Here is a 23,452-nt window from a genome sequence, read left to right on the forward strand (position 1 = left end):
CGCGCCATGCCTGGCGCACAAGCAAAAGAGCAGCCGAGGCTGCTCAATCTGTTTGCCGATTATCCCGCGCACCGCGCGGGAACAACCATTTCAATCAACGTTTCTGGGTCAGGGCGCGGCGTTCGAACTCGACGATTCGCTGACGGTAGTGCTCGATCGTCTGGGCGGTCAGTACGCTGCGCTGGTCGTCTTTCAGCTCACCGTTGAGCTCCTGGGACAATTTACGCGCCGCTGCCACCATCACGTCGAAGGCTTGCTTCGGATGGCGAGGGCCTGGCAGACCGAGGAAGAAGCTCACTGCCGGGGTGCTGAAGTGGTCGATGTCGTCCAGATCGAATACGCCAGGCTTGACGGCGTTGGCCATGGAGAACAGCACTTCACCGTTGCCGGCCATGCTTTCGTGACGGTGGAAAATATCCATCTCGCCGAAACGCAAACCGCTCTCCAGAATGTTCTGCAACAGCGCCGGGCCCTTGAAGCCGGCAGCGTCGCGGCAGATCACGCTGATCACAAGCACTTCTTCCGCTTGTGGCTGATCTTTGTCGTTGACCGCTGGCGCGGACTTGGTGTCATCCGGGAAATCGCCGTCGCGGCTGCTGAAGCTCGGGCCGCCGTCCAGATCCAGGCTGAGGTTCATGTCTCCCTGGGAAGGCTCGCTGTGGCCACGCTTGCCGCGCTTGGAGCCCGACTCGCGAGGCTCGCGGGCCGGCATGCTCACCGACGGCAGATCGTGCTCGTCCAGTTGCGGCTCTTTATGCGTGTCCAGCACGCGCGGCGGGCCCAGCAGCTCGGCGCTGGAGCCGCTGTCCTCGTCCGGCAGATTGGACAGACTTCGATCAAGACGGAACTTCAGTTTTCCCTTGCCGCCGCGCATACGGCGCCAGCCATCGAAAAGAATACCGGCAATGACAATAATGCCGATGACGATCAGCCACTCGCGCAGACCGATTTCCATGTAATCCCGTGCCTCTATAAAAAATGCTGAAAAATAAGGGGTTTACAACCTGCAAACCGCTTTAAAACGTGGCGCCAACTCTATGTTCTGACAGGCGTTTTGCCCACGTATACGAAAAATTGACATTAAACTAGCACGACCAAAGGCAACTTTACACCGTCTACCACGTTGGCTGACGCGAATATGTCGATTGGCCAGCAAGTCGAAGCCAGGAAAAGAGTCCTACATACCGTAAACCCTCTTTCCTACAACCACGACTCAGGCATCCACCATCGCCATCGCCTCCTCGACATCCACCGCCACCAGACGTGAACAACCGGGTTCGTGCATCGTCACACCCATCAGTTGTTCGGCCATTTCCATGGCGATCTTGTTGTGGGTGATATAGATGAACTGCACTGTCTGTGACATCTCTTTTACCAATCGCGCGTAGCGTCCAACGTTAGCGTCATCCAGTGGCGCGTCAACCTCATCGAGCATGCAGAACGGCGCCGGGTTCAATTTGAAGATCGCAAAAACCAGGGCCAATGCGGTCAGGGCTTTTTCGCCGCCGGAGAGCAAATGGATGGTGCTGTTCTTCTTTCCGGGCGGCTGCGCCATGATTGTTACCCCTGTATCGAGTAAATCTTCGCCCGTCAGTTCCAAATACGCGCGACCTCCACCGAAAACTTTTGGGAAAAGCGCCTGTAAACCGCCATTGATCTGATCAAAGGTATCCTTGAAACGGTTACGGGTTTCCTTGTCGATCTTGCGAATCACGTTCTCAAGAGTATCGAGCGCTTCCACCAGATCGTCGTTCTGCGCATCCAGATAACGTTTACGTTCCGATTGTTGCTGGTACTCATCGATGGCCGCCAGGTTGATCGCGCCCAGACGCTGAATCCTCGCGGCGATGCGCTCGAGTTCTTCCTCGGCGTCCTTCTCGCTGGCCTCGGCGGTCAACGTCGCGAGTACGCCGTGGAGATCGTAGCCGTCTTCCAGCAATTGGTCCTGCAAGGTCTTGCGGCGCACGGTCAGGGCTTGCCATTCCATGCGCTGGGTTTCGAGCTGACTGCGAATCAACTGGGATTGCTGTTCGGCCTGGCTGCGGCGCTTCTCGGCGTCGCGCAGTTCGCGGTCGGCGTCTTCGAGGGCGATCTGCGCGGTCTTGAGCTCTTCGTCGACGGTCATGCGCTTGTCGAGCAATTCCTCGAGCTTCAAACGCAGCTCTTCCAACGGAGCTTCGCCCTCCTCCAGATTGAGGCTCAGTTGCTCGCGTTTTTCAGTCAGCCGCTCGGATTGCATCTCCAGACGCTCCAGCGCCTGACGCGTTGAATCGTGCTGGGCCTTGAGCGAACCCAGACGCACCGCCAGCTGATGGGCGTGATCCTTGTGCTGCCGCGCTTCCTGGCGCGCCCGGTCCAGGCGTTCGCGCAGGCTGTCGCGCTGGGCCAGCAGCAACTCACGCTGCTCGGTGTCCAGCGCCATGCTGTCGAGGGCTTCCTGCAATTGCAGGCGCGCCTCACCGATATTTTCGTGTTCCAGCGCTCGCTGCTCATCGAGTTCGACAAGCTCTTCGTCGAGGCGGGTACGACGCAGGGTCAATTGTTCGGCCTTAGCTTTGCCGGCGGACAATTGAGCCTTCAATTCACCTTGCTGACGCGCTTCGTCCTGGAGCAAACGGCGCAAATGCTCGCGACCGTTTTCCTGCTGACGCTGCTGCGCCCTGAGATTCTGCAGACGGGTTTCCAGGGTTTCGACGGCGGCTTCGCGCTCTTCACGCTCAAGGCCCAGTTGCTGGATTTCCTGACCACGGGCGAGCACGCCGCTTTCCGCTTCACTGGCCCGACGCACCCGCAGGAAATGCCGACCGATCCAGTAACCGTCACGGCTGATCAGGCTCTGCCCGGCAGCCAATTGGCTCCGCAAGGCCAAGGCCTGTTCGAGACTGTCCACCGGACTGACCTGCCCCAGCCATGGCGACAGATCGAGCTGCGCCTCGACCTTGTCCAGCAAACTGCCCGGCACCCGTACGCCATCGCTGGACGGGCTGAGCAAGCGCAAGTCGCCCTGGGCAAAGCCCGACAGATCGAAATCGTTGAAGTCGTCCACCAGCACCGCTTGTAGATCGGCGCCGAGCACGGTTTCCACCGCCAGCTCCCAACCGGCCTCAACCTTCAGGCCTTCGGCCAGGCGCGGGCGATTCGCAAGATTCTGTTCGCGCAGCCATTCGGCGGTGCCGGTACCCGGATCGAGCGCGGCTTGCTGCAAAGCTTCGAGCGAAGCCAGCCGACCGTTGAGGCGCTGCAAATCGCCTTGCGCCTGCTGCTGCGCGGTCAGCGCTTGCTGCAATTCCTGACGCAACTGCTCAAGCTTTTCGACCTGGGCTTCTTCGCTGGTCTGCAAATCCTCAAGTGTCGCTTCGGATTCGGCGAGCTGCTCGCTGAGCGCCATGATCGCCGCGTCTTCCGGGTCCGCCGAGAGCAAGGCGCGTTCTTCGCCTAGACGCTTCTGGCGATCGGCCAGGCGCTCGAGGCTGGTTTCCAGCTGCTGGATCCGCGACTGCTGCACTTCGGCCTGACGGCGCGGCTCGGCGGCGGTGAGGTTGAACGTATCCCACTGCTCTTGCCAGCCGTGCATGGTGGTTTCGGACTCTTCCAGCGCGGCAGCAGCCTCTTCGGCGGCGGCGCTGGTGACTTCCTGCTCCGGGTTGAGCATGTCCAGCTCTTCGCCGAGGGTCAGCAGCAGCGTGCGGTCGTGGCCCAGGTGCGATTCGGTTTCCAGGCGTGCGCGCTCGGCCTCTTTCAGGTCTTCCTGCAACTGGCGCAAACGCTGCTGACCGTGCTGGATGCTCTGCTCGACCCGGGCAATGTCGCCACCGACCGAGTAAAAGCGCCCCTGCACCAGGTTGAAGCGTTCCGAGAGATCGTGGTGCCCGTCACGCAGGCGCTCGATGCTTGCGTCGGCATTACGCTGTTCGGCCACCAGGGCTTCGAAAGAAACTTCCTGGTTACCGATGATCGCTTCACGCTGGCCGACCTGATCGTTCAGCGCCTGCCAGCGCAGGGCCGACAGCTGGGCCTTGAGCTGACGCTCCTCGCCCTTGTATTCCTGATACTTCTTGGCGGCCTCGGCCTGGCGGTGCAAGCGTTCGAGCTGACGCTCAAGCTCTTCGCGAAGGTCGGTCAGGCGCTCAAGGTTTTCGTGGGTGCGGCGGATGCGGTTTTCCGTCTCGCGCCGGCGCTCCTTGTACTTGGAGATGCCTGCGGCTTCTTCGATGAAATTACGCAGGTCTTCGGGCTTGGACTCGATCAGCTTGGAGATCATCCCCTGCTCGATGATCGAGTAGCTGCGCGGGCCAAGGCCGGTGCCGAGGAAGATATCGGTGATGTCGCGGCGCCGGCATTTGGTGCCGTTGAGGTAATAGGTGGTCTGGCTGTCGCGGGTCACTTTGCGGCGAATGGAAATTTCCGCGTAGGCGGCGTATTCCCCGAGCAAGGTGCCGTCGGAGTTGTCGAACACCAGTTCGATGCTCGCCTGGCTCACTGGCTTTCGGCTGGTGGAGCCGTTGAAGATGACGTCGGTCATCGATTCGCCGCGCAGGTTCTTCGCCGAACTCTCGCCCATCACCCAGCGCACGGCGTCGATGATGTTCGATTTGCCGCAGCCATTGGGCCCGACCACCGCCGCCATGTTACTGGGGAAGTTTACCGTGGTCGGGTCGACGAAGGACTTGAACCCCGCCAGCTTGATGCACTTGAGCCGCACGCTCAGGCGTCCGTCAGGGCAGAGATCACCAGATCGCAACTGCGCTGGGCATAAGCCGTCAGCACCACGCGAATCTGCGCAAAGTCACGGGCCAGCACGGCTGCGAGCAAGCGCTCGAACAGTTCGAGGAATTCACTCATCGACGCTTTGCGCTGGTCCAGCGCGAGGAAATACGCACGGCTCATGGCCGGCTGCAGATTCTCGACGGTTTCCTGCAAGTACGGGTTGTTGGCGAACGGATACGCGGCGCGCATCACATTGAAGCTGTCGTCGACGAAAGTGCGGATGTCCTGACGCTCGTAGCTGGCTGTCAGGCGTTGCTGGATCTGCACGAACGGCGCCATGTCGGCTTGGGTTTTCCAGCCACTGGCCACCGAGTTACCGAGCAGAATATAGAGTTCGCTCATCAGCGTGCACAGGCTCTGCACCTTGTGCGGCGTGAGCTCGGTGACGTGGGCGCCACGTCGCGGCAGGATCGCGATCAGGTGCCGACGCTCGAGGATCAGCAAGGCCTCGCGGACCGAACCACGACTGACATTGAGGGCCAGCGTGACCTTCTGTTCCTGGATGCGCTCCCCGGGCTTCATTTCGCCGCGAATGATGCGTTCGGCGAGGTGGTGAGCGATTTGCTCGGCGAGGCTGTCCGGCGCCTTGAACGTCATGGTTGTCCTTCAAACTCTTTGATCTGTACAAGCGGCGCAGTGTAGCGCAATTGCTGCATCAGGGCGGAGTGCCCACCCGGAGGTTTTTTGGCACGATTCAAGCAAATTCAAGCAAAAAGGCAGGCTATGGAACCAGCGACAATAATTAAGGAACAGGTGGTTAATCGACAAATTGCAATTTCCTGACCTTTAAGTCAGAAAATCATTGACCGAAAAGTCAGACCTGCTAAATTCAGTTCCTATCGGTTAACAACAATAATGAGTCTGCGAGGCCTTCCGTGATCCAGTTTTTACTAAACCAGGAACTCCGTAGCGAGCACGCCCTGGACCCGAACCTGACCGTGCTCAATTATCTGCGCGACCATGTGGGCAAGCCCGGCACCAAAGAAGGCTGCGCCAGCGGTGACTGCGGCGCCTGCACCGTGGTGGTCGGCGAATTGCAGACGGATGACGACGGCCGCGAACACATTCGCTATCGCAGCCTCAACTCGTGCCTGACCTTCGTGTCGTCCCTGCACGGCAAACAGCTGATCAGCGTCGAAGACCTAAAGCACAAGGGTGAACTGCACAGCGTGCAGAAAGCCATGGTCGAGTGCCACGGTTCGCAATGCGGCTTCTGCACCCCCGGTTTCGTGATGTCGCTGTTTGCCCTGCAAAAGAACAGTGATGCACCGGATCATGCCAAGGCCCACGAAGCACTGGCCGGCAATCTCTGCCGTTGTACCGGCTACCGGCCAATCCTGGAAGCCGCCGAGCAATCCTGCTGTGGCAAGCAGCCGGACCAGTTCGACGCCCGCGAGGCCGACACCATTGCGCGCCTGAAAGCCATTGCCCCGACCGATATCGGCGAACTCAACAGCGGCGACAAACGCTGCCTGGTGCCGCTGACCGTGGCCGACCTGGCCGACCTCTACGACGCTTATCCACAGGCCCGCCTGCTGGCCGGCGGTACCGATCTGGCGCTGGAAGTCACGCAGTTCCACCGCACCCTGCCGGTGATGATCTACGTCGGCAACGTCGCCGAGATGAAGCGCATCGAACGTTTTGACGATCGCCTGGAAATCGGCGCCGCCACCTCCCTCTCCGACTGCTACGAGGCCTTGAATGCCGAGTACCCGGACTTCGGTGAATTGCTGCACCGCTTCGCCTCCTTGCAGATCCGCAACCAGGGCACCCTGGGCGGCAACATCGGCAACGCCTCGCCGATTGGTGACTCGCCGCCCCTGCTGATCGCCCTCGGCGCGCAAATCGTGCTGTGCAAAGGCGAAACCCGCCGCACCCTGGCACTGGAAGATTACTTCATCGATTACCGCGTCACTGCGCGCCAGGAAAGCGAGTTCATCGAGAAAATCATCGTGCCCCGCGCCAGCGTCGAAAAACTGTTCCGCGCCTACAAGATCTCCAAGCGCCTGGACGATGACATTTCCGCCGTGTGCGCCGCCTTCAACATTCGCCTGGAAAACGGCGTAGTCGCTGAAGCCCGCGTCGCCTTCGGCGGCATGGCGGCCATCCCGAAACGCGCTGCTGCCTGCGAGGCCGCATTGCTCGGCTCGCCATTCAACAACGCCACCGTTGAACGCGCCTGCGCTGCCCTGGCAGAAGACTTCACGCCGCTCTCGGACTTCCGCGCCAGCAAGGAATATCGCCTGCTCAGCGCGCAGAACCTGCTGCGCAAATACTTCATCGAACTGCAAACACCGCACATCGAGACTCGGGTGACCGCTTATGTCTAATCATCACGCCGTAGAGAAGACCCAAGCCGAATTGGCTGAACTGTTCGCCAAGGACCTGACCACCGGTGTCGGCCGCAGCGTCAAGCACGACAGCGCCGCCAAGCATGTGGCCGGTGAAGCGCAGTACATCGACGATCGCCTGGAGTTTCCGAACCAGCTGCACGTTTATGCGCGCATGTCGGACCGTGCCCACGCGCGGATCATCAGCATCGACACCTCGCCCTGCTACGCCTTCGAAGGCGTGCGCATCGCCATCACCCACGAAGACGTGCCGGGCCTGAAAGACATCGGCCCGTTGCTGCCGGGCGATCCGCTGCTGGCCATCGACACCGTGCAGTTCGTCGGTCAACCGGTGATCGCCGTGGCGGCGAAAGACCTGGAAACCGCGCGCAAGGCGGCCATGGCCGCGATCATCGAATACGAAGACCTGGAACCTGTGCTGGACGTGGTCGAAGCCCTGCGCAAGCGCCACTTCGTACTCGACAGCCACACCCATCAGCGCGGCGATTCGGCCACGGCACTGGCCACTGCCGAACATCGCATCCAGGGCACGCTGCACATCGGCGGCCAGGAACACTTCTACCTGGAAACCCAGATCTCTTCGGTGATGCCGACCGAAGACGGCGGCATGATCGTCTACTGCTCCACACAAAACCCCACCGAAGTGCAGAAACTGGTGGCCGAAGTGCTGGACGTATCGATGAACAAGATCGTTGTCGACATGCGCCGCATGGGCGGCGGTTTCGGCGGCAAGGAAACCCAGGCGGCGAGCCCGGCATGCCTGTGCGCGGTGATCGCACACCTCACCGGCCAGCCGACCAAGATGCGTCTGCCGCGGGTCGAAGACATGCTGATGACCGGCAAGCGTCACCCGTTCTATGTCGAGTACGACGTCGGCTTCGACAGCACCGGCCGCCTGCACGGCATCAACCTGGAACTGGCCGGCAACTGCGGTTGCTCCCCTGACCTGTCGGCGTCGATCGTCGACCGCGCGATGTTCCATTCGGACAACTCGTACTACCTGGGCGATGCGACCATCAACGGTCACCGCTGCAAGACCAACACTGCGTCGAACACCGCCTACCGTGGTTTCGGCGGCCCCCAAGGCATGGTCGCCATCGAAGAAGTGATGGACGCCATCTCTCGCCATCTGGCCCTGGATCCTTTGGCCGTGCGCAAGGCCAACTACTACGGCAAGACCGAGCGCAACGTCACCCACTACTACCAGACCGTCGAGCACAACATGCTCGAAGAGATGACTGCGGAACTGGAAGAAAGCAGCCAGTACGCCGAACGTCGCGAAGCGATCCGTCGCTACAACGCCAACAGTCCGATCCTGAAAAAAGGCCTGGCGCTGACCCCGGTGAAATTCGGCATTTCCTTCACCGCCAGCTTCCTCAACCAGGCCGGCGCGCTGGTACACGTCTACACCGACGGCAGCATCCACCTCAACCACGGCGGCACCGAAATGGGCCAGGGCCTGAACACCAAGGTCGCGCAGGTCGTGGCTGAAGTGTTCCAGGTGGAAATGGACCGTGTGCAGATCACCGCGACCAACACCGACAAAGTACCGAACACCTCGCCGACCGCCGCTTCCAGCGGTGCCGACCTGAACGGCAAGGCCGCGCAGAACGCTGCCGAAACCATCAAGCAACGTCTGGTGGAATTCGCCGCTCGTCAGTACAAGGTCAGCGAAGAAGACGTGGAGTTCCACAACGGCCACGTGCGGGTCCGCGATCACATCCTGACCTTCGAAGCGTTGATCCAGCAGGCGTACTTCGCCCAGGTGTCGCTATCGAGCACCGGCTTCTACAAGACCCCGAAAATCTACTACGACCGCAGCCAGGCGCGCGGCCGTCCGTTCTACTACTTCGCCTTTGGCGCGGCGTGCTGCGAAGTGCTGGTTGACACCCTGACCGGCGAATACAAGATGCTGCGCACCGACATCCTCCACGACGTCGGCGCCTCGCTGAACCCGGCCATCGACATCGGTCAGGTCGAGGGCGGTTTCATCCAGGGCATGGGCTGGCTGACCATGGAAGAGCTGGTGTGGAACAACAAGGGCAAGCTGATGACCAACGGCCCGGCCAGCTACAAGATCCCGGCCGTGGCGGACATGCCGCTGGACCTGCGGGTGAAGCTGGTGGAAAACCGCAAGAACCCGGAAGACACGGTGTTCCACTCCAAGGCCGTGGGCGAGCCGCCGTTCATGCTCGGCATCGCCTCGTGGTGTGCGATCAAGGACGCCGTGGCGAGCCTTGGTGACTACAAACATCAACCGAAAATCGACGCACCGGCGACCCCGGAGCGAGTGTTGTGGGGCTGCGAGCAGATGCGCCAGCTGAAGGCGGCGAAGGCTGTCGAGGCTGAGACCGAGTTGGCTTCGCTTTAAAGTCCGAGGCGCGCCCATCGCGAGCAGGCTCACTCCTACAGAGGAATGCATTCCAAATGTAGGAGTGAGCCCTCCTCGCGATGAGGCCGGAACAGACAACAGAGATGTTGAGGTGTTTATGTATAACTGGATCGACGCCCTCGCCGACTTGCAAAACCGGGGTGAGCCCTGCGTGCTGGTCACCATCATCGAAGAGCTCGGCTCGACGCCGCGCAACGCTGGCTCGAAGATGGTCATCAGCGCGAACCAGAGCTTCGACACCATCGGTGGCGGGCACCTGGAATACAAGGCCATGAAGATCGCCCGCGAGATGCTCGCCAGCGGCAAGCAGGACACCCATCTGGAGCGCTTCAGCCTCGGTGCCAGCCTCGGCCAGTGCTGCGGTGGTGCAACTGTTTTGCTGTTCGAACCGATGGGCCAGGTTCAAGCGCAGATCGCCGTGTTCGGTGCCGGCCACGTCGGCCGCGCTTTGGTGCCGCTGCTGGCCAGCCTGCCCTGCAGGGTGCGCTGGATCGATTCGCGGGAAGATGAATTCCCCGAGCAGATCCCCCATGGCGTGCGCAAGATCGTCAGCGAAGAACCGGTGGATGAAATCGATGATCTGCCGGCCGGCAGCTATTGCATCGTGATGACCCACAACCATCAACTCGACCTCGAACTGACCGCAGCGATCCTCAAGCGCAACGACTTCGCCTACTTCGGCCTGATCGGTTCGAAGACCAAACGGGTGAAGTTCGAACATCGCCTGCGCGACCGCGGTTTCGACCACAGCGTCGTGCAACGCATGCGCTGCCCGATGGGCATCGGCGAAGTCAAAGGCAAGTTGCCTGTGGAAATCGCCATCTCCATCGCCGGCGAAATCATCGCCACCTACAACGCAAACTTCGGCCAGCAGACGTCCAGCGCCGAGCCTATTGCCAAACTGCTGCCCGCCTCACGCCGCAGCCACGCTTCGAAGCAAGCCGCCTCGAACTGACAAGCCTGACATTGAGAACTCACATGCCTTTGACTCGCAAAGCTTACCGCGCCGCCATCCTGCACAGCATCGCCGACCCAGCCGTCGTGGGCATCGAAGCCTCCTACGAGTATTTCGAAGACGGCTTGCTGGTTGTGGATAACGGCCAGATCAGCGCCCTGGGCCACGCCAGCGAACTGCTGCCGACCCTGCCGGCTGATGTCGAAATCACCCACTACCAGGACGCGCTGATCACCCCCGGTTTCATCGACACCCACATCCACCTGCCGCAAACCGGCATGGTCGGCGCCTATGGCGAGCAGTTGCTGGACTGGCTCAACACCTACACCTTCCCGTGCGAAAGCCAGTTCGCCGACAAGGCCCACGCCGACCAGGTCGCGGATATTTTCATCAAGGAACTGCTGCGCAACGGCACCACCACTGCGCTGGTATTCGGCAGCGTGCACCCGCAATCGGTGAACTCGTTCTTCGAAGCCGCCGAGCAGCTCGACCTTCGGATGATCGCCGGCAAGGTGATGATGGACCGCAACGCCCCGGACTACCTGACCGACACCGCCGAATCCAGCTACGTCGAAAGCAAGGCGCTGATCGAGCGCTGGCACGGCAAGGGTCGCCTGCACTACGCGGTCACCCCACGCTTCGCACCGACCAGCACCCCGGAACAGCTGACCCTGGCTGGCCAGTTGCTGACCGAATACCCGGATCTGTACATGCAGACCCACATCAGCGAAAACCTCAAGGAAATCGAGTGGGTCAAGGAGCTGTTCCCGGAGCGCAAGGGCTACCTGGACGTCTACGATCACTACCAGTTGCTCGGCGAGCGCTCGGTGTTCGCCCACGGTGTGCACCTGTGCGATGACGAGTGCGCGCGTCTGGCAGAAACCGGTTCGGCCATCTCCTTCTGCCCGACTTCGAACTTCTTCCTCGGCAGCGGCCTGTTCAACCTGCCGATGGCCGAGAAGCACAAGCTCAATGTCGGCATCGGCACCGATGTGGGCGGCGGCACCAGTTTCTCGCTGCTGCAAACCCTCAACGAAGCTTACAAGGTCATGCAACTGCAAGGTGCGCGCCTGAGCCCGTTCAAGTCGCTGTACCTGGCCACCCTCGGCGGCGCCCGCGCACTGCGCCTGGAGGACAAGATCGGCACCCTGCAACCGGGCACCGACGCCGACTTCCTGGTGCTGGACTACAACGCCACGCCGCTGCTGGGCTATCGCCTGAAGCAGGCCAACAACATCGCCGAGACGTTGTTTGTATTGATGACCCTGGGAGATGACCGGACTGTTCAGCAGACTTATGCGGCGGGGAATCTGGTGCATCAGCGCTAAGTTCTTTTGCGGGCATAAAAAATCCCCCGGCGCTTTTCAGCCCGGGGGATTTTTGTTGCCTGTCAGATCGTCATCGCGAGCAGGCTCACTCCTACATTTGAAATGTGATCCCCTGTAGGAGCGAGCCTGCTCGCGAAAGCAGCGACTCGGTCTATCAGATTTTCGCCGGCGAACGCCCAGGCTTCTTGGTCTGCAACAAATGCGAGAACACCGCATGCAGATCATCCGAAGCACTTTCCTCGTCGAGGTTGAGCTTGCTGTCGATGTGGTCCATGTGATGCATCATCAGGTTCACCGCCAGCTCAGCGTCGCGCTTCTCGATGGCGTCGATCAACTGGGTGTGCTCGTCGTAGGAGCAGTGGGAACGGTTGCCGCTTTCATACTGGGCGATGATCAGCGACGTCTGGGACACCAGGCTGCGCTGGAAACTGATCAGCGGCGCGTTTTTCGCCGCTTCGGCCAGCTTCAGGTGGAACTCACCCGACAGGCGGATGCCGGCACCACGATCGCCACGGGAGAAGCTGTCGCGTTCGTCGTTGACCATCTGGCGCAATTCGGCAATCTGCTCGGCGGTCGCGTGCTGAACCGCCAGCTCGGTGATCGCTCGCTCCACCAGACGGCGGGCCATGAACACCTGGCGGGCTTCTTCGACGCTAGGGCTGGCGACCACGGCGCCGCGATTCGGACGCAGCAACACCACGCCTTCATGGGCCAGGCGCGACAAGGCGCGGCGAATGATGGTGCGGCTGACCCCAAAAATTTCCCCCAGCGCTTCTTCGCTCAACTTGGTGCCGGGCGCCAGACGCTGCTCGAGGATGGCCTCGAAAATATGCGCGTAGACAATATCGTCCTGGGTACCGCTGCGGCCGGCTTTGCCTGCTCGCGGTTGTTTCTTTAGGGGTTGCAACTGTTCGTTCATGGGCACTCGAGTCGGAAGAACTGCGGCGAATTGACCGCGACTGTAATACGGCACAGTGGGTCGCTGGCAAGTATCGCGTAAAAAACACTGCAATTGTACACAATGGAAGGTGGCAACACGACTGTACGGCTGAATGTTGCCTCGGCTGTATCGCAACGCCTGATTACTTTTGAGTTTAGGCTTAAAACACAAAACTTTTGTCGAGAGACATTTTTGTGGCGAGGGAGCTTGCTCCCGCTCGACTGCGCAGCAGTCGTAAAATCAGCCGACGCATTCCATTGGACACACTGCAGTGCCTTGATTGGGGCTGCTTCGCAGCCCAGCGGGAGCAAGCTCCCTCGCCACACATTTGGGTCAGCCACAAATACCTGCTGGATTCACTGCTTTTATAGACAAGGAACAACACCCGTCATGAACGACGCCACCCACACGCAAATCCGCCCGCTGGCCGACACCTCGCCCTCGGCCATCGTCGCCGGCTTCATCGCCATGATGACCGGCTACACCAGCTCCCTGGTGCTGATGTTCCAGGCCGGGCAAGCGGCCGGCCTGAGCAGCGGGCAGATTTCTTCGTGGATCTGGGCGATTTCCATCGGCATGGCGGTGTGCTCCATTGGCCTGTCCCTGCGCTATCGCACGCCGATCACCATCGCCTGGTCGACCCCCGGCGCCGCGCTGCTGATCACCAGCCTGGGTGGCGTGAGCTACGGCGAAGCCATTGGTGCCTACATCACCTGCGCGGTGCTGGTGACGATTTGCGGGCTGACCGGCAGCTTCGAACGACTGATGAAAAAGATTCCGGCATCCCTGGCCGCCGCCCTGCTGGCGGGGATCCTGTTCAAGATCGGCAGCGAGATTTTCGTCGCGGCGCAACACCGCACCGCCCTGGTACTGGGGATGTTTGTCAGCTATTTGGTGGTCAAGCGCCTGTCGCCGCGCTACGCGGTGTTGGCAGCATTGCTGATCGGCACGGCATTATCAGGCTTCATGGGGCTGCTGGACTTCAGCGGTTTCCACCTGGAAGTGGCCACGCCGGTCTGGACCACGCCGCACTTCTCCCTCGCCGCGACCATCAGCATCGGCATCCCGCTGTTTGTCGTCGCCATGACCTCACAAAACATGCCCGGCATCGCCGTATTGCGCGCCGATGGTTACACGGTGCCCGCCTCGCCGCTGATTACCACCACCGGCATCGCCAGTTTGCTGCTGGCACCGTTCGGTTCCCACGGGATCAACCTGGCGGCGATCAGCGCAGCGATCTGCACCGGGCCGCACGCCCATGAGGATCGCAACAAGCGCTACACCGCAGCGGTCTGGTGCGGGATTTTCTACGGGATCGCTGGTGTGTTCGGCGCGACGCTCGCGGCATTGTTTGCCGCGCTGCCCAAGGAACTGGTGCTGTCGATTGCGGCGCTGGCGCTGTTCGGCTCGATCATCAACGGTTTGAGCATCGCCATGAGCGAAGTGAAGGAACGTGAAGCGGCGCTGATCACCTTCATGGTCACGGCATCGGGGCTGACGCTGTTTTCCATCGGTTCGGCGTTCTGGGGGATTGTCGCGGGGGTGGTGACGTTGGTGATTCTGAATTGGAGAAAGCAGCCATAAGCTGCAAGCTGCAAGCTGCAAGCGCATTTAACTTGCCGCTTGCAGCTTGAGGCTTACAACTGCCTTTAAGCCTGATTGATCGGCTTTTCCGGGTACCAGACGTCCAGCAGCGGGCTGACTTCAACGCTGGTCAACTCGGTGCGGCCTTTGAGCCAGGCTTCAACGGCAGCGCGCTGTTCAGCGCTGACCGAGCCACGCTTCTGCAGGCAAACCAGACCGTAGTCGTCGCCGCCAACATAGCCCAGACCGTTGGCTTCCATGGCTTCTTTGAGGAACGCGTCGAGGAAAGCATCAATGGCTTCATCAGCCAAATCTTCTTTGAAATCCAGGTTCAGCTCGAAACCCAGCTCTTGAAATTCATCGACGCACAGTTTTTTGCGCAGACGCTGGGAACGGTTAGTCGCCATTGGAACAATCCTCTTAAGTAATAACGGGCGGCACTTTAGCAGTTTAAGCCGCCGATTGCCTGACTCTCTGGGCCACCACGCCTACCGTCGGTAAAAAAATAGCCGATCAGACAGCCCTCGAACGGCACAAGCCGTGACACCTTGGGGCATAATGCCGACACTTTCATGACCATTGAGGGAATTTATCTCCATGCCCTCTTTATATTTTCCCTCGGCTGTAGGGTTTTATTTCAGATGATCAAATCTTTGCGTCCATTGCTGCTGGCCAGTTTTCTTCTTCCCCTGGCCTTCTCCGTTTCCGCCGCTCCAGTCAATACCGCGTTGTCGCCCAACGTTGAAAAAGCCTTGAAAGCCAGCAAGTTGCAGGACGACGCCCTGTCGCTGGTGATGATCCCGCTCACCGGCCCCGGCACCCCGACGGTGTTCAACGCCGACGTGTCGGTCAACCCGGCGTCGACCATGAAACTGGTCACCACCTACGCGGCGCTGGAAATGCTCGGCCCGAACCACCAGTGGAAAACCGAGTTCTACACCGACGGCACCTTGAGTGGCGGCATTCTCAACGGCAACCTCTACCTCAAGGGTGGCGGCGATCCGAAGCTGAACATGGAAAAACTCTGGCTGCTGATGCGCGACCTGCGCGCCAATGGCGTGACCCAGGTCACCGGCGACCTGGTGCTGGATAAAACCTTCTTCGTGCAACCGCAACTGCCGGAGTTCAATGACGACGGCAACGACGAGAACAAGCCGTTCCTGGTCAAGCCCGACTCGCTGCTGGTCAACCTCAAGGCGCTGCGCTTCGTCGCGCGCAATGACTCGGGCAAGGTGCTGGTCTCGGTGGAGCCGCCGATTGCGAGCATCCGCATCGACAACCAGGTCAAGGCCCTCAATTCCAAGCAATGCACCGGTGGCGTGCGCTACAACCCGGTTGCACAGGCTGACGGCAGCGTGACCGTGACGGTCGGCGGTCAGCTGGGTGAAGGCTGCAGCTCGCAGACTTACCTGTCGCTGCTCGACCACGCGACCTACACCGCCGGCGCCGTCCGTGCGATCTGGAAGGAACTGGGTGGCAGCATTCAGGGCAAGGATGTGCTGGCGCCAACACCGAAAGACGCCAAGGTCCTGGCCCGGGCGTTCTCGCCGGACCTGGCGGAAATCATCCGCGACATCAACAAGTACAGTAACAACACCATGGCCCAGCAGTTGTTCCTGAGTCTCGGCCAACGCTTCCGTACCGATGCCGATGGTGACGACGCCAAGGCTGCCCAGCGTGTCGTGCGTCAGTGGCTGGCGAAAAAGGGCATCACCGCGCCGCACCTGGTGATGGAGAACGGCTCTGGCCTGTCCCGTGCCGAGCGCGTCAGCGCCCGTGAAATGGCCTCGATGCTCGAAGCTGCGTGGCACAGCCCGTATTCCGCCGAGTACATCAGTTCGATGCCGATTGCCGGCACCGACGGCACTATGCGCAAACGCCTGAAGACCACTGCCATGCGCGGTGAAGCCCACGTCAAGACCGGCACCCTGAACACCGTGCGGGCGATTGCCGGTTTCAGTCGCGACGTCAACGGCAACACCTGGGCGGTGGTGGCGATCCTCAACGACAAGGCCCCATTCGGCGCCTCGTCGGTGCTCGATCAGGTGCTGCTGGACCTGTACCGCCAACCGAAACTGCCGCAGACGGCTTCGGTGTTGTAACCCGGACCCTGAGAACTACAGAGATCAACTGTGGGAGCGAGCTTGCTCGCGAAAACGGAATGTCAGTTACATCAATGTTGACTGTACTGACGCTTTCGCGAGCAAGCCCGCTCCCACATTAATCGCGTACAACCCGGGTTAATTCATCTCCTCCTCAACCCGATCCCTTCCCGCCTGCTTCGCCGCATAGACCCCCGAATCCGCGCGCAACAGCAAGGCATCGGCGCCCTCCCCGACCCGCCAACTGGCAATCCCGAAACTGGCGGTGACCGTACCGACGCCTTCAATGGGTGAACAGCGCAGGCCTTGCCACAATTGCTGGGCCAACACATAGGCATGCTCGCCGCTGATATCCGGGCACAGCACCATGAACTCCTCTCCGCCCAAGCGGCAGAACACATCGGTGCGACGCAGCCGGTGGCCGATCCGCTGGCAGACGGCCTGCAACACCCGATCACCGATGGCATGGCCATGCAGGTCATTGATGCGCTTGAAATGGTCGATATCGAGCATGATCACCGACAGATCCCCACCGCCGCGCTCCACCCGGGCCATTTCGATGGTCAGGCGTTCCTGGAAATAACGGCGGTTGTGGATACCGGTCAGGGAATCGGTGACAGACAGCGCGCGCAATTCCTCCTCCACCCGCTTCATATCAGAAATGTCCGAGATGTAGCCGTGCCAGAGCACACCGCCACCAGGCAGTTCCTCCGGCGTGGCCTCGCCACGTACCCAACGCAGACCCCGTTGCGGCAATTGCACGCGGTATTCCTCGCGCCACGGGCTGAGGGTGTCGGCCGAGGCGCGGATCGAGGCACGGACACGGGTGGTGTCCTGGGGGTGAATCCGGGTGAAGATCGCTTCGGCATTGTGCAGCAGCACATCAGGTTCCAGCTCGTAGATCTCGCGAATGCCGTCGCTGGCATAGATCACGCTGAAACGCCCGTCGAACTCCATCTTGAACTGGTAAATGCCACCAGGCACATGGGCGCTGAGTTTCTTCAACAACAGGTCCCGCGCCGCGAGTGCCTCGTGGACCCGTTTGCGTTCGGTGATGTCGATGCACACCGCCAGGTGCCCTACCCACAAGCCTTGCTCGTCAAGCACGGGCGTGGCGAGCATGTTGACCATCAAATGGCTGCCATCGCCACGCACCAGCGTCCACTCCCGCGCCTCGTGGTCGCCCTCCGAGTCGCCTTCGACCAGCATCGCCTGGCAGGTCGGCACCGGTTTGCCATAGCGTGCGCTCAACTCTGCCGAGCGAGCGACCAGCTCCCGGGGCAGGTGCAGGCTCTCCAGGGTCATGTGCCCCACCACCTCGGCGCTGGAATAGCCAAGCATCTGCTCGGCACCGGCGTTGAAGGTGCTGATGACGCCGCGCAGGTCGGTGGCGATGATCGCGACCTGGGTGGCGGCATTCAGCACGCCACGCAACTGGCCATGGGTACCCCGCAGTTCCTGCTCTCGATCGCGCAGCTCCTGGGTGCGTTGCTCCACCAGTTTCAACGCCCGCTGCCGCTGACTGACCAACACATACAGCAAGGCACTGAGCATCACGCTGAGCAACCCACCCAACACCACCACACTGGTCACGGAGGAATGGTTGGCCTTCACGAACGCGTCGCTGGGCTGGATATCGACTTGATAGTCATGATCGGCCATGCGCAACAGGCGCGTGGCGGACAGCTCGCTGATGGCCGGTGGGTTGGGTGACTCGAACAGCACCTCGTGCTGGTCTTCGATCGACAAATCGAGGATGCGCACCGAGAGATAGTCATGGCCGGCGTCCGGCAGTCCGTCCGCCAGCAACTGGCGCATGCTGATCACGGCCATGACATAACCGTAGGGCTTCGCGGCTTTGTGGTCCTGACCGTTGCGCTGCGTGACCGGTGCGACCAGCAGCACGCCGCGCGCATAAGCCGGCTCGATACTCACCAGATGCATCGGTTGCGACACCGCCATGCCGCCATGCTGATCGGCCCGATCAAGCGTGGCACGTCGCAGTGGCTGGGCCAGCAAGTCGTAACCGAGGGGAGCGCCGAGTTTGCTTTGCGTCTGGCTATACAGAACCGCCACGTACTCATCTCGTTCGCCGGCCAGTTGCAATTGGCCGTCGGCGTTGAGTTCTCTCAGGGTGAAGCTGCTCAAGCCTTCGTCACGCACCCGACGCTCGAACGCCGCCCGCTCGTCACGAGTGACCCGCTGGGCATAGGAATACGCCTGGGTTCGCAGCAATAAAGGTTGGGTGTAGCCGTCGAACTCCGCTCGGGACACCGAATCGGAATTGGCGAAAAAGCGGCGCAGGCCGTCGAGGCGCTGCTCCTGATCTTCGAAACGCTCTTCGATACGGCTGTAACGTTCACTGGCCAGCAGTTGGAAACGTTGCCGTAATTGATGGTGAAACAGATTCAGCGTCGACCACGCCAGCAACCCGGTGAGCACCCCGCCGACCAGCAATACCAGCAACGCGACCAACCAGGCCGACGCATCTTCGCTGATAAAACCCAGGATCTTGGGGCGCACGGCGTGCAACGACATAGAACGCAACTCAAAACGCCAGGTGCGGGAAAGCCCTTTGGCCTTGAGGTGTGTTATAGCTATTAGCCACTAATTTGACCAGCACTGATGGGATCCAAGAGCCTTTGAAAATCAAGGCTCTGTGGATCCAGTCACATCAGGTGTCAACGAGCCATGATTCTCCAGGCGCGATGGATCTTGGCGTTGCGGGAAAAATCCGGATCGATGGTCTGGGCAGTGATCTCCTCGACGGCATAACGCTCGCCGAGATTGGCTTCCAGTTCGAACTTGCGGAAGTTGTTGGAGAAGTACAACACGCCGCCAGGCGCCAAGCGCGCCATGGCCAGGTCGATCAGTTGCACCTGGTCACGCTGCACGTCGAAGACACCTTCCATGCGCTTGGAGTTGGAGAACGTCGGCGGGTCGATGAAGATCAGGTCGTACTCGTCACGACTGGCTTCGAGCCACGCCATCACATCACCCTGCTCCAGGCGGTTCTTGTCGGAAAAACCGTTCAGCGACAGGTTGCGACGCGCCCAGTCCAGATAGGTTTTCGACAGGTCGACGCTGGTGGTGCTGCGCGCGCCGCCCTTGGCCGCATGCACACTGGCCGTCGCGGTGTAGCAGTACAGATTGAGGAAGCGTTTGCCGGCCGCCTCTTTCTGGATACGCATGCGCATCGGCCGGTGGTCGAGGAACAGACCGGTATCAAGGTAATCGGTGAGATTCACCAGCAGTTTGATCCCGCCTTCGTTGACCTCGACGAACTTGCCCTGTGCCGCCTGGCGCTCGTACTGCTTGGTGCCGCTCTGACGCTCGCGACGCTTGACCACCACGCGGCTCTTGTCGATGTTCAACGCCTGCGGGATGGCTGCCAGGGCATCGAACATGCGGGCCGAGGCCTTTTCCGGATCGATGGATTTCGGCGCGGCGTATTCCTGGACGTGGACCCAATCGTGATACAGGTCGATAGCCATGGAATATTCCGGCATGTCGGCATCGTACACGCGGTAGCAGTCGATGCCTTCGCGCTTAACCCACTTGCCCTGGGCCTTGAGGTTCTTTTGCAGGCGGTTGGCGAACATCTGCCCGCCTTCGCTCAGGCGCGGCTGCTCGATCACCGGAGCCGGTGCCGGCGTCGGTTTGATCGGGTTGCCGTTTTTGTTGAACTTGCGTTCTTGCGGTTCGTTCGGCGCCTGATCATAGGCGGCTTGCTCGCGCTCGACCTGGCGCTGTTCCGGAGTACGACGCTCGCCGGTGACGAACTGGTCCGGCAGCACCTTGATCAGCAGCAGCTTGCACGGCAAGGCGCCGTTCCAGAACGAATACTGTTTGTGGCTGCGGATACCCATGCGCTTGCCCAGGTCCGGCGCGCCGGTGAACACCGCCGCTTCCCAGTTCAGGCAGGCCTGACGCAGGCGCTCGCCGAGGTTCTGGTAGAGGTAGAGCAGGCTCGCCTCATCGCCCAGACGCTCGCCGTACGGAGGGTTGCAGATCACCAGGCCTTTCTGGTTCTGGTCCGGGCGCGGCTCGAAAGTCGCGACTTCGCCCTGGTAGATCTTGATCCACTCGCTCAGGCCGGCACGCTCGACGTTGTTGCGGCCCGGTTGAATCAGCCGTGGATCGGCTTCGTAGCCGCGGATCCACAATGGTGTCTTGGCCAGGCCGGCCGCTGCGCGCTCGGAAGCTTCTTCGTGCAGTTTTTTCCACAGCGCCGGGACGTGACCGAGCCAGGCGGTGAAGCCCCACTGCTCGCGACGCAGGTTCGGCGCGATGTCGGCGGCGATCATCGCCGCTTCCACCAGGAAGGTGCCGACACCGCACATCGGGTCAGCCAGTGCGCCGCCTTCGGCCGCGATACGTGGCCAACCGGAACGGATCAGGATGGCGGCCGCGAGGTTTTCCTTCAGCGGTGCCGCACCTTGCTGCAGGCGATAGCCGCGCTGGTGCAGGCTGTGGCCCGACAGGTCGAGGGACAGAATGGCTTCGCCGCGGTCCAGGCGCAGGTGAATACGCAGGTCCGGGTTGAGCTTGTCGATGGACGGACGATCGCCTTGCGGGGTGCGCAGTTTGTCGACGATGGCGTCCTTGACCTTCAGCGCGCCGAAGTGGGTGTTGTCGATACCCGAGCCATGGCCGCTGAATTCGACGGCAAGGGTGCCGTCATTGAGCATGTGGTCTTGCCACTCGATGTCCAACACGCCGTGGTACAAATCTTCGGCGTCCTTCATCGGGAAACGCTTGAGCACCAGCAGCACTCGGTTGGCCAGGCGCGACCACAGGCACAGGCGATAAGCGGTTTCCATGGTGGCCATGCCGCGTACGGCAGAGGTGTGCTCGCGCGCTTCCTCAAGGCCAAGCCCGACGGCTTCCTCGATGAGCAGGCCTTCAAGGCCTTTTGGGCAAGTGAGGAAGAGTTCGAAATGATCGGACATGGGAATTCCAGAACCTTTAGCTGAGTGACCGGGCAACGCATTGCCGGTCCAGTTTTCAATCAGGCGCTTTTCTCGAAGAGCGCCCGCGTGGCACGAAGGTGTGCCGTTCCACCCCTGCTGCCCGGGTTAAATGAGCTTAGATGCAAGGACAGATAAAAAAGTTGATGCAACAAAATGTCATAAGTCGACCCTTCGTCGAATAGTGCCTCCCGGCAACGGGAGCCATTCTCAGTAAAGGATTAAGCCCATCATCAAGCGCAGGGCCGATCATACCGGGGTTTGGCCAATAAATACGCTACCACCGCTCTGTTACTTATGGCGTTAGCACATGAACGGTTACGTCCTTATGACAAAACGATCATTCCCTCGATGTGACGCATTGGTTAGAACTCAATACAGGTTGGCGCCGCAATGACGCCAACACCTTGGCTCGTCACGCCGGCAACGAGCCACCAACGGCAGAGTTTTTCTGCCAGACCTCAATAGAGGTCGACGCGATAAATACAGTCAACAAGTGAGGGCAACACCCTATGAGAAGACTTAAGCGTGATCCGTTGGAAAGAGCATTTTTGCGCGGATATCAATATGGCGTTGGTGGTAAATCCCGTGAGCTTTGCCCATTTACTCTACCGTCGGTACGTCAAGCCTGGATCAACGGCTGGCGAGAAGGACGCGGCGACAACTGGGACGGTATGACCGGCACTGCGGGAATCCACAGACTCAACGAACTTCACGCCGTCGGCTAATTACAGGGCACAACACTCCGACACGACAATTTGATTTTGTACTGAATTAACCACGCACGTCCCATCCGGACGGCGGGCTCCGGCCCAGGGGCTCCTTTATGGAGCCCTTTTTTATGTCTGCCAGAAACACCGCGACAAACCTTTGTGGCGAGGGGGCTTGCCCCCGTTGGGCAGCGAAGCTGCCCTAAAACCGAACAATGCGGTGTATCAATAGCATTGCGATCATAGGGCTCACGACTGCTTCGCAGTCGGACGGGGGCAAGCCCCCTCGCCACAAAAGCTCGTTAGCGTAGCGCTGCGATTGCGTCGACCGACTCACGAATCAGCGCCGGGCCTTTGTAGATGAAGCCCGAGTAGATCTGCACCAGGCTCGCGCCTGCAGCGATTTTCTCCGCCGCGTGCTTGCCTTCGGTAATGCCGCCCGCCGCAATGATCGGTAAACGCCCGCCCAGCTCCGACGCCAGCACTTGCACCGTGTGGGTACTCTTGTCACGAACCGGTGCGCCGGACAGACCGCCGGCTTCTTCGCCATGCTCCATGCCTTCGACGCCTACGCGGCTCAGGGTGGTGTTAGTCGCAATGACCGCATCCATCCCGGTTTCGATCAGCGCTTGCGCAACTTGCGCGGTTTCTTCGTCGCTCATGTCCGGCGCGATCTTGATCGCCAGCGGTACATGTTTGCCATGACGCAATGCCAGTTCCGCGCGGCGCTCGGCCAGATCGGCCAGCAACTGCTTGAGAGAGTCACCGAATTGCAGGCTGCGCAGGCCCGGCGTGTTCGGCGAACTGACGTTGACCGTCACATAGCTGGCGTGGGCGTAGACCTTGTCCAGGCAGATCAGGTAGTCGTCCACGGCACGCTCGACCGGTGTATCGAAGTTCTTGCCGATGTTGATGCCCAGCACGCCCTTGTACTTGGCCGCCGCCACGCGGGCGAGCAGGTGATCGACGCCGAGGTTGTTGAAGCCCATGCGGTTGATGATCGCCTCGGCTTCCGGCAAACGGAACAGGCGTGGTTTCGGGTTGCCAGGCTGTGGGCGCGGCGTGATAGTGCCGATTTCGACAAAACCGAAACCCAGTTGGGCGAAACCATCGATGGCCGCGCCGTTCTTGTCCAGGCCGGCGGCCAGCCCCACCGGATTCGGGAAGTCCAGGCCCATGACATTCACCGGCACCTTCGCCGGGGCCTTGCACAGCAAGCCGTTGAGTCCAAGACGCCCGCCCGCGCCGATCAGGTCCAGGGACAGATCGTGGGAGGTTTCCGGGGAGAGTTTGAACAACAGCTGACGGGCCAGGGTGTACATGGGCGGATTTGACTCGATTGGCGGCGAATTG

15 protein-coding genes are annotated in these 23,452 nt (G+C 60.7%); 7 read left to right on the forward strand and 8 right to left on the reverse strand.

The window, feature by feature from the left end:
- Nucleotides 1-94 precede the first annotated feature (94 nt).
- From zipA to VC35_RS23465, 3 genes are all read right to left on the reverse strand, one after another.
- Nucleotides 95-955, reverse strand: a complete 861-nt coding sequence (gene zipA, locus VC35_RS23455) for a cell division protein ZipA (protein WP_046042866.1) — start codon at nt 953-955, stop codon at nt 95-97.
- Between the two features lie 258 nt (nt 956-1,213).
- On the reverse strand, nt 1,214-4,702 hold the full coding sequence (gene smc / locus VC35_RS23460) for a chromosome segregation protein SMC (protein ID WP_046042868.1): 3,489 nt from the start codon (nt 4,700-4,702) through the stop codon (nt 1,214-1,216).
- A 2-nt stretch (nt 4,703-4,704) separates the two neighbouring features.
- Entirely contained in the window at nt 4,705-5,364 is a 660-nt protein-coding gene (locus VC35_RS23465; RefSeq protein ID WP_046042869.1) for a GntR family transcriptional regulator, read from the reverse strand.
- A gap of 278 nt (nt 5,365-5,642) precedes the next feature.
- Here VC35_RS23465 and xdhA point away from each other — a divergent pair, with 278 nt between their 5' ends.
- The 4 genes from xdhA (at nt 5,643) to guaD (ending at nt 11,793) form a co-directional block, all read left to right on the forward strand.
- The gene (xdhA, locus tag VC35_RS23470) at nt 5,643-7,097 is read left to right on the forward strand and encodes a xanthine dehydrogenase small subunit (protein WP_046042870.1); all 1,455 of its coding nucleotides are present in this window, start codon (nt 5,643-5,645) and stop codon (nt 7,095-7,097) included.
- A complete protein-coding gene (xdhB, locus tag VC35_RS23475) occupies nt 7,090-9,489 on the forward strand; it encodes a xanthine dehydrogenase molybdopterin binding subunit (protein WP_046042871.1) in 2,400 nt (799 codons plus the stop codon). Before xdhA ends, xdhB begins: the two co-directional genes overlap by 8 nt.
- A 118-nt stretch (nt 9,490-9,607) precedes the next feature.
- Entirely contained in the window at nt 9,608-10,465 is an 858-nt protein-coding gene (gene xdhC / locus VC35_RS23480; protein ID WP_046042872.1) for a xanthine dehydrogenase accessory protein XdhC, read from the forward strand.
- A 23-nt stretch (nt 10,466-10,488) separates the two neighbouring features.
- Nucleotides 10,489-11,793, forward strand: coding sequence for a guanine deaminase (gene guaD / locus VC35_RS23485; RefSeq protein ID WP_046042873.1), 1,305 nt, complete (start codon nt 10,489-10,491; stop codon nt 11,791-11,793).
- Between the two features lie 154 nt (nt 11,794-11,947).
- Here the strand turns inward: guaD and VC35_RS23490 are convergent, their stop codons facing one another.
- Nucleotides 11,948-12,712, reverse strand: coding sequence for a GntR family transcriptional regulator (locus VC35_RS23490; protein WP_007971481.1), 765 nt, complete (start codon nt 12,710-12,712; stop codon nt 11,948-11,950).
- A 411-nt stretch (nt 12,713-13,123) separates the two neighbouring features.
- Between VC35_RS23490 and VC35_RS23495 the strand changes: the two genes are divergently transcribed.
- Nucleotides 13,124-14,317: a benzoate/H(+) symporter BenE family transporter gene (locus VC35_RS23495; protein WP_046042874.1), complete on the forward strand. Its 1,194-nt coding sequence runs from the start codon at nt 13,124-13,126 to the stop codon at nt 14,315-14,317.
- Nucleotides 14,318-14,382: 65 nt separating this feature from the next.
- Here the strand turns inward: VC35_RS23495 and VC35_RS23500 are convergent, their stop codons facing one another.
- Nucleotides 14,383-14,724: a YggL family protein gene (locus VC35_RS23500; protein WP_046042876.1), complete on the reverse strand. Its 342-nt coding sequence runs from the start codon at nt 14,722-14,724 to the stop codon at nt 14,383-14,385.
- 234 nt (nt 14,725-14,958) lie between these two features.
- On the opposite strand from VC35_RS23500, the gene dacB reads away from it, so the two are divergent.
- Entirely contained in the window at nt 14,959-16,419 is a 1,461-nt protein-coding gene (dacB, locus tag VC35_RS23505; protein WP_046042878.1) for a D-alanyl-D-alanine carboxypeptidase/D-alanyl-D-alanine endopeptidase, read from the forward strand.
- Between the two features lie 138 nt (nt 16,420-16,557).
- On the opposite strand, the gene VC35_RS23510 is transcribed toward dacB, so the two are convergent.
- Complete coding sequence (locus VC35_RS23510; protein WP_046042879.1) at nt 16,558-18,957, reverse strand: sensor domain-containing diguanylate cyclase; 2,400 nt, start codon at nt 18,955-18,957, stop codon at nt 16,558-16,560.
- A gap of 143 nt (nt 18,958-19,100) precedes the next feature.
- Nucleotides 19,101-21,371 carry a bifunctional 23S rRNA (guanine(2069)-N(7))-methyltransferase RlmK/23S rRNA (guanine(2445)-N(2))-methyltransferase RlmL gene (rlmKL, locus tag VC35_RS23515; RefSeq protein ID WP_046042880.1) on the reverse strand — a complete coding sequence of 757 codons (2,271 nt, stop codon included), beginning with the start codon at nt 21,369-21,371 and terminating at the stop codon, nt 19,101-19,103.
- Between the two features lie 530 nt (nt 21,372-21,901).
- Between rlmKL and rmf the strand changes: the two genes are divergently transcribed.
- A complete protein-coding gene (rmf, locus tag VC35_RS29215; protein ID WP_003223300.1) occupies nt 21,902-22,117 on the forward strand; it encodes a ribosome modulation factor in 216 nt (71 codons plus the stop codon).
- 284 nt (nt 22,118-22,401) lie between these two features.
- Here rmf and VC35_RS23520 read toward each other — a convergent pair whose 3' ends face one another.
- Nucleotides 22,402-23,421, reverse strand: a complete 1,020-nt coding sequence (locus VC35_RS23520) for a quinone-dependent dihydroorotate dehydrogenase (protein WP_046042881.1) — start codon at nt 23,419-23,421, stop codon at nt 22,402-22,404.
- Nucleotides 23,422-23,452 lie beyond the last annotated feature (31 nt).

The organism is Pseudomonas fluorescens, from assembly GCF_000967965.1.
In the GTDB taxonomy this organism is placed as follows: domain Bacteria; phylum Pseudomonadota; class Gammaproteobacteria; order Pseudomonadales; family Pseudomonadaceae; genus Aquipseudomonas; species Aquipseudomonas grandcourensis.

Coding starts and splice junctions, on each gene's coding strand:
- guaD (WP_046042873.1), top strand. CDS start 10,489: ATGCCTTTGACTCGCAAAGCTTACCGCGCCGCCATCCTGCACAGCATC.
- rmf (WP_003223300.1), top strand. CDS start 21,902: ATGAGAAGACTTAAGCGTGATCCGTTGGAAAGAGCATTTTTGCGCGGA.
- rlmKL (WP_046042880.1), bottom strand. CDS start 21,371: ATGTCCGATCATTTCGAACTCTTCCTCACTTGCCCAAAAGGCCTTGAA.
- xdhB (WP_046042871.1), top strand. CDS start 7,090: ATGTCTAATCATCACGCCGTAGAGAAGACCCAAGCCGAATTGGCTGAA.
- VC35_RS23465 (WP_046042869.1), bottom strand. CDS start 5,364: ATGACGTTCAAGGCGCCGGACAGCCTCGCCGAGCAAATCGCTCACCAC.
- VC35_RS23520 (WP_046042881.1), bottom strand. CDS start 23,421: ATGTACACCCTGGCCCGTCAGCTGTTGTTCAAACTCTCCCCGGAAACC.
- VC35_RS23490 (WP_007971481.1), bottom strand. CDS start 12,712: ATGAACGAACAGTTGCAACCCCTAAAGAAACAACCGCGAGCAGGCAAA.
- VC35_RS23510 (WP_046042879.1), bottom strand. CDS start 18,957: ATGTCGTTGCACGCCGTGCGCCCCAAGATCCTGGGTTTTATCAGCGAA.
- VC35_RS23495 (WP_046042874.1), top strand. CDS start 13,124: ATGAACGACGCCACCCACACGCAAATCCGCCCGCTGGCCGACACCTCG.
- xdhC (WP_046042872.1), top strand. CDS start 9,608: ATGTATAACTGGATCGACGCCCTCGCCGACTTGCAAAACCGGGGTGAG.
- VC35_RS23500 (WP_046042876.1), bottom strand. CDS start 14,724: ATGGCGACTAACCGTTCCCAGCGTCTGCGCAAAAAACTGTGCGTCGAT.
- zipA (WP_046042866.1), bottom strand. CDS start 955: ATGGAAATCGGTCTGCGCGAGTGGCTGATCGTCATCGGCATTATTGTC.
- dacB (WP_046042878.1), top strand. CDS start 14,959: ATGATCAAATCTTTGCGTCCATTGCTGCTGGCCAGTTTTCTTCTTCCC.